Annotated in this window: 11 protein-coding genes; 8 read left to right on the forward strand and 3 right to left on the reverse strand. The window is 60.5% G+C overall.

Going from position 1 to position 12,543, the window contains the following annotated elements; translation table 11 throughout:
- Positions 1-5: 5 nt before the first annotated feature.
- Positions 6-1,082, reverse strand: coding sequence for a helix-turn-helix domain-containing protein (locus O1Q03_RS08010; RefSeq protein ID WP_269502658.1), 1,077 nt, complete (start codon positions 1,080-1,082; stop codon positions 6-8).
- Positions 1,083-1,158: 76 nt separating this feature from the next.
- Positions 1,159-1,395, reverse strand: a complete 237-nt coding sequence (locus tag O1Q03_RS39965; RefSeq protein WP_332112520.1) for a hypothetical protein — start codon at positions 1,393-1,395, stop codon at positions 1,159-1,161.
- 48 nt (positions 1,396-1,443) lie between these two features.
- On the opposite strand from O1Q03_RS39965, the gene O1Q03_RS08015 reads away from it, so the two are divergent.
- A complete protein-coding gene (locus O1Q03_RS08015; protein WP_332112521.1) occupies positions 1,444-1,893 on the forward strand; it encodes a helix-turn-helix domain-containing protein in 450 nt (149 codons plus the stop codon).
- 269 nt (positions 1,894-2,162) lie between these two features.
- Here O1Q03_RS08015 and O1Q03_RS08020 read toward each other — a convergent pair whose 3' ends face one another.
- A complete protein-coding gene (locus O1Q03_RS08020; RefSeq protein ID WP_269502660.1) occupies positions 2,163-3,059 on the reverse strand; it encodes a LysR family transcriptional regulator in 897 nt (298 codons plus the stop codon).
- A gap of 132 nt (positions 3,060-3,191) precedes the next feature.
- Here O1Q03_RS08020 and O1Q03_RS08025 point away from each other — a divergent pair, with 132 nt between their 5' ends.
- The 7 genes from O1Q03_RS08025 (at position 3,192) to O1Q03_RS08055 (ending at position 12,505) form a co-directional block, all read left to right on the forward strand.
- Positions 3,192-4,616 (forward strand): M20 family metallopeptidase, encoded by a 1,425-nt coding sequence (locus O1Q03_RS08025; protein ID WP_269502663.1) that lies wholly within the window; start codon positions 3,192-3,194, stop codon positions 4,614-4,616.
- Between the two features lie 49 nt (positions 4,617-4,665).
- Complete coding sequence (locus tag O1Q03_RS08030; protein ID WP_269502664.1) at positions 4,666-5,952, forward strand: MFS transporter; 1,287 nt, start codon at positions 4,666-4,668, stop codon at positions 5,950-5,952.
- 173 nt (positions 5,953-6,125) lie between these two features.
- A complete protein-coding gene (locus O1Q03_RS08035) occupies positions 6,126-6,515 on the forward strand; it encodes a hypothetical protein (protein ID WP_269502665.1) in 390 nt (129 codons plus the stop codon).
- Positions 6,516-7,040: 525 nt separating this feature from the next.
- Positions 7,041-8,351: an ISNCY family transposase gene (locus O1Q03_RS08040; protein WP_442865765.1), complete on the forward strand. Its 1,311-nt coding sequence runs from the start codon at positions 7,041-7,043 to the stop codon at positions 8,349-8,351.
- 261 nt (positions 8,352-8,612) lie between these two features.
- On the forward strand, positions 8,613-9,797 hold the full coding sequence (locus O1Q03_RS08045) for a thiolase family protein (RefSeq protein WP_269502666.1): 1,185 nt from the start codon (positions 8,613-8,615) through the stop codon (positions 9,795-9,797).
- An 817-nt stretch (positions 9,798-10,614) separates the two neighbouring features.
- Positions 10,615-11,580 carry a D-2-hydroxyacid dehydrogenase family protein gene (locus O1Q03_RS08050; RefSeq protein ID WP_269502668.1) on the forward strand — a complete coding sequence of 322 codons (966 nt, stop codon included), beginning with the start codon at positions 10,615-10,617 and terminating at the stop codon, positions 11,578-11,580.
- Positions 11,581-11,620: 40 nt separating this feature from the next.
- Complete coding sequence (locus O1Q03_RS08055) at positions 11,621-12,505, forward strand: LysR family transcriptional regulator (protein WP_269502669.1); 885 nt, start codon at positions 11,621-11,623, stop codon at positions 12,503-12,505.
- Positions 12,506-12,543: the final 38 nt, after the last annotated feature.

Below are 12,543 nucleotides of genomic sequence, written 5' to 3' on the forward strand. Positions count from 1 at the left end.
TGCTTCTATGTGAAGCGCTCCCGCTTTGTGCTTCCGCGCTGGAGCAACGGTGCGTACTCGTGCAATTCTCGTGGCGCGATGTCGAACGCGCGACGAAATGCGCGCGTAAAGCTCGACGCATCATTGAAACCCAACCCCGACGCAATGTCCTGGACCTCCATATGCGGAAAGCGCACCAGCTCATCGGCCGCCATTCTCAGCCTGCGGTTGCGGATATAGGCCGCCAGGCCGCCTTCATGCTCGAATATGCGATACACGCTGGCGCGTGAGAGATGTAGCGATGCCAACACGCTGTCAGGCGACAAATTCGGATCATGCAGATTTGTTTCCACATACCGCCGCACTTGTCCGTAAACAGCTGCCCGTACCGCCGCGCGAGCGTTACCGGCAAGACCAGCTTGATGGCTGAAAGCTGCAACGATCAGCTCTACAGCGGTGAGAAAGGATTGATGCGCTTCCTTCTTGCTCAGGCCGACGATTCCTCTCCTGAGCGCCACCACGTGTTCGATCAGTACGCGCGTCAGAGGGTTGGTAGGGTGAATCCAGCGGCCATGCAGGGAGGCTGCATCCGGGAAGGACCTTTCCACCAAAGCGCGCGGCACAAAAAGGAGAAGTATACGACTCTGAAAACTCCGAACCGTGCACGGCTGATCCATGTCCAGCGCGAGGATACTTGGCGCGTGCGGCACCTCGGACCGTGGTTTGCCGCCCAGGAACCGGGCCGGCGGCCCTTCAACAAATACGCTGAACGTGATGTCGCGAACGCTCTCGGTCGACACCCGACCCAACGATCGCACGGCCAGGTTCGGCCCCGTATGAAAGTCGAAGAGGCTCAGATTGTCGATCGTGTAACGGGACAGCGATGCATCGAACGTATCCTCAGCTTGCTTTGACGGAGGCCGAATGTCGTAGACAGGACTCATTCGCTCCTGCCAGGCCAGGAAGCTTCGACGCGCGTCGCCTTGAACGCTGAAATTGCTGTGCACGATGCCCGGCGCGAGCGTGGGCGGCCCCGGCGGCAACAGCAAGCGGCCTGGCGGTATCGCAGTGTGTAGCGGGGCGTCGTTCAATGCAGCGCTCATTGCTGATTTTCATCCGGTTTGATCCGTCCCGCGCGGCTGAACCTTTTAATTGAGCCAATCGCCCGCTGGGAACGCGCTAGGGTGGCATGTCAAGCATACGGTACCAAGTTTCCGTAGCGCACAGATGACGGATTTCGGCAAACTCGATCGTTAAAGCATCGATTCGCGGCGGCGCGCGGACGGCAAGCACATCGTCTTTGTCGCCGGCGGAACAGCCGCTCATCAGGCCGGTCGGGATAAGCGGCTGATCGATTGGCTGCGCCGAAAGCATCCGTCTTGCGAAGGCGTTTATCCGATCAGTGACGGAAAGCATCTTCTGGATGCGGCAGGTCTGCCGAGCGACGAGCCAGACGCCGTTCGCATGGCATTGCAAATTGTCGGAGACGACTTGGGCGAAGTGCCGGCGGGGGAGGTTTCTGCGACGCTGGCGGCACCGGCGCCTACACCGTTCGGTCCGCCCGTTGCGGCGAGCATGGCGCCACGCGCGAGCGAGCAGATCACGGCATCCGCGCGTTGGTTGGAGGCGAACGTCGACCGGCCTGTGTCGATCGACGACGCGGCACGAGTTGCGGCCATGAGCGAGCGCAATTTCCTGAGAAGGTTCAAGAGCGAGATCGGCATGACACCATCCGACTATCTGCTGCGCGCGCGCCTGAACATGAGTTGCAAGATGCTGGTGGAATCGAATTTGCCTGTCGACGAGGTCGCGCGACGCTGTGGCATCAACAGTGGCGCGCAGCTGGCGAGGCTATTCCGGAAATACCTGGCGACCACGCCGACCGAATACCGCGCGCGTAACGAATCAAAATAATTTCGTCAACTCCGTAGTGGACCAAGCGTACCGGCGGTAACGGTCTCCATGCCCTTGTCGTTGAACCTGTTTTGCTATCGGTCTATTAGCGTCGCCCCTGCGCGGGGCGGCGGTCACTTTTCTTTGTCTTCCAAAGAAAAGTAACCAAAAGAAAGGCGCGTCCTTGGGCGGACGGCAAAGGGGGTTCTGCTCAGGTTCGTGGGTTCTTTGCCGCCCCAGTTCGTGGTATGTCGGGACTGGGTAGTCACAGATACTGCGTCGCCGTGTACCTAGTCGGTCGTATGCAACTGCTTCACCAATTCGCCAACGAAGTCGACCAATACGGTCGACAACACTCGGCCCGACAAGGTCTGGATCTGGATCGCACGCAACGACATGCCCGGATGATCAATCGGTATCGCTACCAGGCCGTCCGCCGCCAGACGCGCCTGCACCGTCAGGCGGCTGGTCAGGGACACTACCCCCGACATTTGAGTGAATGCGTACAGGGTGCTGGAGTTGTTGCAGGTCAGGACGGGCTCAAAGAGAAGATTCTCGAGGCTCGCCGTCGTATCGAAAAGCTGACGGATCGTCGTGCCGCGGTCAAGCAGCGCAATCGGGAAATTCCGCAACTCGGCCATCGACACCGTCGCATGCCCGGCCAGCGCGTGAGAGCGGGGCATGACGGCGCAAATGGGCGCGCTCTGCGTGTACTCGACGTCGATCTCCGGCTCGCGTACGACACCGAAAGTCAGGCCGATATCCGCTTCGCCGCTGCGGACCTGTGCCGTCACCTCTGCCGGCGCAGTCACCGCCACCTCGAAACGGGTACCGGGCGACTTTTCCAGAAATTGCGTGATGGCGCGAGGGAGAACATCCCGGGCAAATGCCTCCGACGTCGAGACGCGGATCGTGCTTCGATCGAACGAGTTCAGCGCCTTGATTTCCTCGATCACCTGCTGACCTTCGAGCAGGGTTCTACGGACATGCGCAGCCAACAGCTCCCCGGCCTTGTTGGGGACCATGCCACGCGCCTGGCGCTCGAACAGCGGGCAGCCAACCTCCTCCTCGAGCTTCGTAATCTGACGGCTGAGCGCCGAGATCGAAACGTGCAGCTTCTCGGACGCCTCGCTCAGCGAACCGGTGTTGGCAACGGCAAGGAAGTATCGGAGTGCAGCGTTGTGCATGACGGCCGCCAAGTTTGCGTTATTGGAAAGCAGGGCACGCAAAAAAGTCAATTGTAGTGCACGTTTTGGCTCCGTACGCTTGATCCATCAGGGTTGAACAACCCGCTCTCCACGATACACGCGAGGATCACCATGACGCGCCACCAAGCGATCGACTCTGCCACAAAATATTTCGATTCGGGCGGCTTCCTGAAAGATCTCGCGCGACGCGTCCACATGATGACGGAAAGTCAGGATTCCGGAAGGGCCGGCGAGCTTCGAGCATACCTCGTCGACGAGATCGCGCCATCGATCGACCGTATGGGCTTTGAGTCTCGTATCGTCGAGAATGCGGTTGCGGGGAGCGCGCCGTTTTTGATTGCGACGCGTATCGAGGATCTCTCGCTTCCGACGATCCTGATGTACGGGCACGGTGATGTCGTCCGTGGCTATGACGGACAGTGGAAGGACCAGATGTCGCCATGGAACATCACGGTTGAAGGAGACCGATGGTTCGGGCGGGGCACGGCGGACAACAAAGGGCAACACACGATCAACCTGGCCGCGCTGGAGCAAGTCATCGAGGCCAGGAATCGACGCCTGGGTTTCAATGCGACGCTGCTGCTCGAGATGGGGGAAGAGACAGGATCGCCCGGGCTGCGTGCGGTCTGCGAGCAGAACAAGGAGCTTCTCGCCGCCGACATTCTGATCGCTTCGGATGGCCCCCGGGCCAGATCGAATGTCCCCTGTGTTTTTCTCGGGTCGCGCGGCTTCGTCAACTTCACGCTTTCCGTCCGGCTCCGGTCGGGCGCACATCATTCCGGAAACTGGGGCGGAGCGCTCAGCAATGCCGGCACCGTACTCGCGAACGCGATTTCGTCGCTCGTTGACGGGCGTGGGCGGATCCTCGTCGACGCGCTGTTGCCGACGCATATTCCGGCCGCGGTACGAACTGCGCTGAAGAATATTACCGTCGGTGGCGGGCCCAACGATCCTCACGTCGATGGCAATTGGGGCGAACCTGGCCTGACAGCCCAGGAGCGTGTCTATGCATGGAACGCGCTGGAAGTACTGGCCTTTACGAGCGGTAACCCGACCAGCCCGATCGGCGCGATTCCTCCCGTTGCACACGCGCATTGCCAGCTCAGATACGTCGTCGGTACGGATTGCGAGCGTATCGAAGAAGTTCTACGGCATCACCTCGATCAGTGCGGGTTCGATACGGTCGAGGTTGCAATCGGCGAGCGGATGGGCGCCACGCGCCTGCCGCCGGAAGATCCGTGGGTCGCATGGGCGCTCGATTCAATCGAGCGCACGACCGGAAAGCATCCGGATTTGCTTCCCAATCTTGGCGGGTCGCTGCCCAACGACGTCTTTTCCGAGGTGCTGGGCCTTCCGACGGTCTGGATTCCGCACTCATACGGAGCCTGCTCCCAGCATGCGCCGAACGAACACCTGCTTGGAAGCGTCGCGCGCGAGGCGCTGCAGATCATGGCCGGCATATTTTGGGATCTCGGAGAGTCGGGATCCGCCGTCCGGGATCGGCGCAAGGAAGGAGCGCTTGTCGTCCAGGCATAAGACCGCCAGTTTTTAATGCACTTGTTATCGTAAGTTAACGGAGAATGAGATGCGTACTATGGAAATGGTGGATGCCGCGCCGACAAGAGAACATGCTCCAAACGTGTTGCGATTGGTGTCCGCCGCAACCGTCGGCAATGCTTTGGAGTGGTTCGACATACTGATTTACGGATTCTTCGCAATCTCGATTTCAAAGGCTTTCTTTCCGGCGTCGAGCAGCGGGGTATCCCTTCTTCTGACGTTCGGGACGTTCGCGATCTCGTATTTGGCCAGGCCGATCGGAGCGCTGGTGCTGGGTTCGTATGCGGATCGTCGCGGTCGCAAGGCATCGATGATGGTGTCGATCGTGACGATGATGGTCGGCACGACGACGATCGCACTGACGCCGAGTTACGCGTCGATCGGCGTGATCGCACCGATTCTGGTCATCTGCGCTCGACTACTTCAGGGCTTTTCCGCCGGCGGTGAGTTCGGTAGTACAACTGCATTTCTGGTGGAACAGTGTCCAGAACGCAAGGGATTGTTCGCCAGCTTCCAGTTCGCGAGTCAGGGATTGAGCTATATGCTCGCGGCCGGTTTTGGCGTTCTCCTTACCTTGACCCTCGATGGAGACGCCATCGACACATGGGGTTGGCGCATACCGTTTCTCTTTGGTGTGTTGATCGGCCCCGTTGGCCTGTACTTGCGAAAGCACGTGCATGAGGCCGACGGCGCAACGCGTGAAAGGCGCGAATCGTTCCCGGTCAGGGAAGTGTTCGTCAATCAGAAAGCCAGAATGTTGTTGGCGATCGGCACGCTCGTCCTTTCCACCGGCGCCAGTTACGTCATTCTTTACATTCCGACCTACGCGGTACGTGAGCTTCATCTGCCCGCCAGTTTCGGTTTCATTGCAACGATGTTGACCGGCGCCATCCTGACGTTCGTTACGCCGTTCGTTGGCTATCTGTCGGACAGGATCGGCCGCGTCAGGCTGATGATCTGGGCCGGAATGGCATTCATTCTGACCATTTATCCGGTTTTCAAATTGCTTGGCGCGCATCCCGATCTGGGACGGCTCATTGCGATGATGGCCTGGATCGGGACGCTGAAGGCGGTCTATTTTGGCGCGCTGCCAGCGCTGATGTCGGAAGTATTTCCGACAGAAACCCGAGCGACCGGCATGGCGATCAGCTACAACATCGGCGTCACGCTTTTTGGCGGTTTCGCGCCGCTGATCGTCGCATCGTTGATCCATCAGACAGGCAATTTGGCCTCGCCGGCGTTTTACCTGATGCTGCTCGGTGTGCTCAGTTTGATTGCATTGCGGGGATGTCGATCAATGTTGAATCTCCGATAAGGCAGTGCATCGAGAGAATCCCGCACAGCGGCGCGATTGCTTCGCCAGGTGCGGTCCGAGACTGTTTCGACGACATGCGAGGTGAGATCGGGATGAGTGCAAGGAAACTGGACACGGTATCGTCGGAGGCTTCGACGTGGAATTGGCTGTTACCGCCTTCGGAAAGGGCCCGCGTGTGTGTCGTCATTGGTCCGAGCCCCGGCGCGGCCGCGGTTTCAGTGACCGTAGCCTGCTTCACGGCGATGCCGGAAGTCGCGCTTCTCCAGATTGACGATCCCATCGATGCCCATCGTACATGGAGCGAGTCGCTCATGCCAGATTACGTTCCCAAAGCGTCGAAGACGAGCGCGGATTACCGATTGAGTCGATTGCCGCGAGGCGTGCCGTTGCTATTGTGGTCGACACGCCTGCAAGACCTCGACTGGCTCGGCAGCATTGAAGGAAACAGGGTGAGTGCCCTCGTTACGTTTGAGGGCGACGTCGAAATGCAAGTGTCTCGTCTTCTCACGCTCGTTCTGAAGGAGTTGAAGCAGGTGGTCGCCGAGAACATATTGACCTATTAAGTGGTCTTGCCTACGCGCTGAAGAAAGAAGGAAAAGCGGAACAGGCCGGCCAGTTGCTCGAACCGCAGGTCATACCGACTGCGCGGCTTTGCCGGCAGTGCGGCAGCGGAAGTGTCAACGCGCCCGGACACGCGTGTCCGGAAATTACCTGAAACGGAGCAGCGGAGATGACGAAAACCGTTCGAATCGACGCCACCGGTGCGCCGATCGACTGCCGCAGCGTCTCGATGAGTAAGGAGCTGGCGATACGGGCGAAGTACGCCACTTATGGTTTCACACGATTCGCTCCTTTTTGCGTTGCTGCGTCTGGTGCTCAGTTGCGGAGATCCAGGAGGTGACGGAGATTCCTTCAAGCATCGCGACGGATCCACGTCGCTAGAGCTACTGAATTTGACATAAGGCGGATTAGCGATTTTTTTGTTTGTAGTGGCTAGATAGAAATGTCCGCTTTTGGCTAGATAGAAATGTCCGCTTTCGGGCCGCGTAAGCTGACCGGCTGCCGGTTGTCCGGCGCCGGAGGCTGGGATGGCTGCAACGGAGCGGATCACGATGACGATGCGCGAGCTGGACAGGTTCAAGGTCATTCAGGACGTGGCGGACGGCAGGCTCAAGCCGTGGCGTGCGGCGGAACGGCTGGAGTTGACGACACGGCAGATACGGCGGCTGGTCGCCCGGCTGCGTGAGCACGGCCCGGCGGGATTGGTGTCGGGACACCGGGCGAAGCCCGGCAACCGCCGCCTAGACCCCGGAGCCGCCGACCGCGCGCTGTCGATCATTCGCGAGCGCTACGCCGATTTCGGGCCGACGCTGGCCTGCGAGAAGCTGTGGGAATGCCACGGCATTCAGTTGGCCAAGGAGACGGTCAGGACGCTGATGACGGACGCCGGGCTCTGGATCCCGCGCCGACAGCGACCACCGAAGATTCATCAGCCACGAGCACGCCGGGCCTGCCTGGGTGAACTGATCCAGATCGACGGCAGCGACCATCGATGGTTCGAGGAACGGGCGCCGGCCTGCACGCTGCTGGTGTATGTGGACGACGCGACCAGCCGGCTGATGATGCTGCACTTCACGGCCACCGAGTCGACCTTCAGCTATTTCGAGGCGCTGTCGAAGTATCTGGATTCGCACGGCAAGCCGGTGGCGTTCTACGGCGACAAGGCCAGCGTTTTTTACGTGAAGAAGCGCTCGGAGACCGCGGGCAAAGGCGTCACGCAGTTCGGGCGCGCCCTGTACGAGCTCAACATCGAGACGTTCTATGCGAACTCGAGCCAGGCGAAGGGGCGCGTCGAGCGCGCCAACGGTACGCTGCAGGACCGGCTCGTGAAGGAGCTTCGGCTGCGTGGCATCAGCACGCGGGAAGCCGCCAACGCGTATGCGCCCTCCTTCATCGCGGACTTCAACCGGCGTTTCGCGAAGCCGCCGGCGAGCGATTACAACACGCACCGGCCACTGCGCGATGACGAGGACCTGCGGCAGATCCTGGCCTATCGCGTGCCGCGCAAGGTGACGAATTCACTCACGGTGCAGTACAACCGTGTGATGTACCTGCTGGAAGACCTGCCGCGCCACTTCCAGCGCGCTCGCGAGCCGCTTGTTGTCGATTTCCGCGCCCTGGTCGCTCAATGTGAACAGCTCATGTTTTGCGGCCCGCCCATCTCTGCTCCTGCGCATCGTACCCGCGTGCTCGAACCCGTTGCCGAATCGCTCAGTAACGGCCGCCGCGCTCGCCTGCGCCCGATTGCTGTGACAAATATGCGCGGATGGCAGTGCGCCGCCTGCGAGAATTTCCCGAAACTTCCCACGCGCGGCGCACGGTCGCAATACATACGCTGACGTACTCGTGCCCCGCCGCACAGGCTCGTGACATGTCCCGCTCCCGCGCATGGCCCTCGATATTGCAAGCCAAGACCACATTGACAGTATGCATATGCATAGATATCGTATCCCCTCGGACGTCCACCATACTGACGTCGCAAGTGCTCGTGCCAACCCGCAGGACGACAGCGCGGTAAAAGACCGGAACGGCGAATCGTTCGGGATGTCCGCTCGCGTCCGACTGTTCGCGCGCCCGCAATCCTGACCCAGGAACGCATCATGAGTAAACGCGAAGTCGTTATCTGCCACCCTGTCAGAACACCGATCGGGACATTCAACGGGTCCCTGAAGGACACGCCCGCCACTGAACTGGGTGCGATCGCCGTACGCGAGACATTGCGGCGTAGCGGCCTCGAAGGCGCTGCAGTCGATACGATTGTGATGGGCAATGTGATCCAGGCCGGCAACAAGATGAATCCGGCCCGGCAGGCTGCAATCGGCGCTGGACTGCCGGTCAAGGTGCCAGCACTGACGGTCAATCGCGTCTGCGGCTCGGGTGCCCAGGCAATTGTGAATGCCGCGCAGGAGATTCTGCTGGGCTATGCGAATGCGGCGGTCGCCGGCGGTATGGAAAGCATGGAACGCGCACCGTACCTGCTTGACGGCGCACGGTGGGGCTATCGGATGGGCGAGGCACCTATTCGCGACAGCATGCTGGTCGATGGCCTTGTCGACGCGTTTTCTGATCAACATTCCGGCTGGCACACCGAAGACCTGGCCAGCCAGCTCAGTATTTCCCGCGACCGCCAGGACCGCTGGGCATTGCGTTCTCAGCAGCGCTTTTCCGCCGCCCTCGCGGACGGAAAGTTCGACCCCGAGCTCGTAGCGGTCGAAGTCCTGCAGCGCAAGACGCATGTCTCGTATGCACGTGACGAGACCCCTCGACCAGACACGACGCTCGAAGCGCTCGCGAAACTGAAACCTGCGTTTCGCGCGGATGGCACGATTACCGCTGGTAATGCCCCCGGACTGAACAGCGGCGCATCGGCGATGCTGGTCGCTGATCGAGCGTTCGCTGAAGCGCACGGTATCGCACCGAGCGCGCGGCTCATTGCTTTCGGCGTCGCGGCCGTTGAGCCGGGCATGTTCGGGCTCGGCCCTGTCCCGGCGGTGGCGATGGCGCTCGATCGCGCCGGGTGGGCGCTCGCGGATGTCGAGCGATTCGAGATTAACGAAGCCTTCGCGGTCGTACCGATCGCGGTCGCGGGGCAACTCGGCATTGCTGAGGAGATCGTGAACGTAGAAGGCGGTGCAATCGCTCACGGTCACGCGATCGGCGCGACGGGTGCGATTCTGACGACCCGACTGATCCACTCTATGCGGCGGGACGGCATCAAGCGTGGCATCGTTACGCTGTGCATTGGTGGCGGACAGGGCATCGCGCTGGCGATCGAGACACTCTAAACCGAAGCTAAGACCAGATCCTAGTACCGAAAAGGCGGCGCCCCCGCGGTACGTAGCTGGGCGCCGCCTTGAAGGTAATGCGCGGCCACCGCCGCTCACCCCTACCTGACGAGCTCAGAAATTTCCTTCGCTAGACGAAACAGTTCACTACGTAAATTGGTGGCCTGTTCCTCACCGAAGTCTCGTTCGAAGTCCATTTTCGCAGAGCTCCTCGGCAACGAGCAGGTGATATCAAGCACCCAGGAAGCGAACGCACGCCGCCTCCCAACGAGCGTTGACGCCCAGAGTGGCAGTGCGATCGCCGAGCCTGGAGACAACGCAGAACCCATCACATAGGTCGACCTTGGCCAAAGGGTCACGCATTGTTCTCATCGTGAGAACACTGTTGGGCTGACCGCGGAATTTATCGGCCCGGCCGTAAAGATCACAATCGTCGCATTGTTCCCGAGAACGCTACGCGTTGGAATGGTATGTCTACCGTTTCCCGTTCGGATCTGCCCGTTAAGGACGTTCGCATCAATGGCCATAGCCGGCCTATTGTCGTGCGTAGCTTTCGACCGTCGGCGCAAAATCGCCACCCTGTCGATCATTCTCTCGAAGGGCACCGGCCTCAGACGAACACCGTTCGCGGTCGACGGAATTCGCGCTCGCCGCCATGACACCTGGCTGTCTCGTGGTGGCGCGTCGCCCGGATGCCCTCTTCACAATTCCGGCTGCGCGGCTGCGGGATCAAGCGCGGATTCTCCAGCTACTCGGACGACTGCAAAGCCCGCCACTCACAAGCTTAAGCGAAGAAGCTCAATCACGGAGGTAAGCCATGTCCAGCCGTCCCCTTGTACGTATCGCCATCCTCGACGACTACCAGAATGTCGCACTCGACGTGGCGGACTGGTCGTCGTTGAAGAACCGTGCGGAAGTGACAATCTTCAACGACCACGTAACGCAAACGGAAGAGATTATTGAACGCTTGAAGCCGTTCGACGTGGTCTGCGTGATGCGCGAACGCACGCCGCTCACACGCACGATCATCGAGCGGTTGCCCAATCTCAAGCTAATTGCGTCGACAGGCACAGGCAACGCGTCGATCGACACCGACGCGGCAACCGCGCACAACGTGAAAGTCCTTCACACGGGATATTCATCCACTGCGACGATCGAATTCACTTGGGCGATGATACTGGCAATGGCTCGCAATATTCCATTCGAGAGTCAATCCGTACGTGAGGGCGGTTGGCAGCGCACACTCGGCACGCAACTCGCCGGCAAGACACTAGGCCTGCTCGGGCTAGGTCACATCGGTTCGGCAGTCGGAGTGATAGGCCGCGCGTTCAGGATGAACGTGATTGCGTGGAGCCAGAATCTGACGACCGCGCGCGCGGAATCAAAGGGCGTGCAGTTGGTCGACAAGGAGACGCTCTTCTCTACGTCCGACTTCCTGTCGATCCACGTCCGCCTGAGCGAGCGGACACACGGCCTGGTCGGCGCATCGGAGCTTGCCCGGATGAAGCCCACGAGCCGGATCGTCAATACGTCGCGCGGTCCGATTGTCGATGCTTCAGCGCTGCTCGCCGCGCTGAAGAGCGGGCAGATCGCGGGGGCTGCGGTCGATGTGTATGACACGGAGCCACTGGAACTGACGCATCCGTTACGCTCGCTGGACAACGTGCTCGCCACGCCACATATCGGCTATGTGACACGTGAGATGTACGAGACGTTCTACGGCGATACCGTGCGCAACATCACCGAATGGCTCGACCAGACGCAACAGGCTGCCCGCGCCTGACGGGCGGCAAGACCATCGTGAAGCGGACCGGGGGTGCGCATTGAAACTCGATCCTGTTTCGCTCAAGCTGTTCGTGCGCGTGGTTGAAGAAGGCACGATCGCGGGTGCGGCTGAGCTGGAGCATATCGCCGCGCCCGCTGTCAGCAAGCGCCTCCGCGAGCTCGAGGATCTCTTCGGCACGCCGCTGCTGACACGGACGAACAAGGGCATCGCGCCAACTGCGGCCGGCGTCAATCTGTCGATACTCGCGCGTGATGTGCTGGATGACATGCGCAATATCGTCCTGCAGATGAAGGCGTATTCGGACGGGCTGCGAGGATCCGTGCGCGTGCTCGTCAATATTTCGGCGATCTCGACCTTCATGCCGCCGATCGTCAAGTCGTTCGGCGAGCGCTATCCGGACGTCAACATCTCGCTGATTGAGCGCGACAGCCTTGCGATTACCGAGAGTGTCGCGGAGAACGTCGCCGAGATTGGGATCTTCACACGCCTCCCGCACAGCGCCGACATCGAGGTTCATCCGTTTCGCACCGACGAGCTGAAGGTGCTCGTCACGTCCACGCACCCGTTAGCGGATCGCCGGAAAGTCAGGTTCGCGGAAACGCTCGACCATGAACATGTGGTGCTCCGTGCAGGCACGCATCTGCGTTTCCAGATGCAGACGCAGGCAAGCCAGGCCGGAAAGACGCTGCGTGCGAAGGTCGAAGTATCGTCATATGACGCGTTGTGTAGCATGGTGCAGGCCGGAATGGGCGTCGGCATCTTGCCCGCAGGCAATGCGCAGTTGTACCGCTTGCCGGGTACGCGCACGCTGACGCTCGACGAAGCGTGGGCGATGCGTGAACTTGTCGTGTGCGTGCGCCGCGCAGATGCGCTCTCCCCCGTTGCACGCCTGTTTTTCGATCACCTTCGTTCAAGCAACTGACGCTTCCGGCATTTTCATCCTGCCATCACGGTTCGCGA

The sequence above is a fragment of the Burkholderia sp. IMCC1007 genome, from assembly GCF_027257875.1.
GTDB lineage: Bacteria > Pseudomonadota > Gammaproteobacteria > Burkholderiales > Burkholderiaceae > Burkholderia.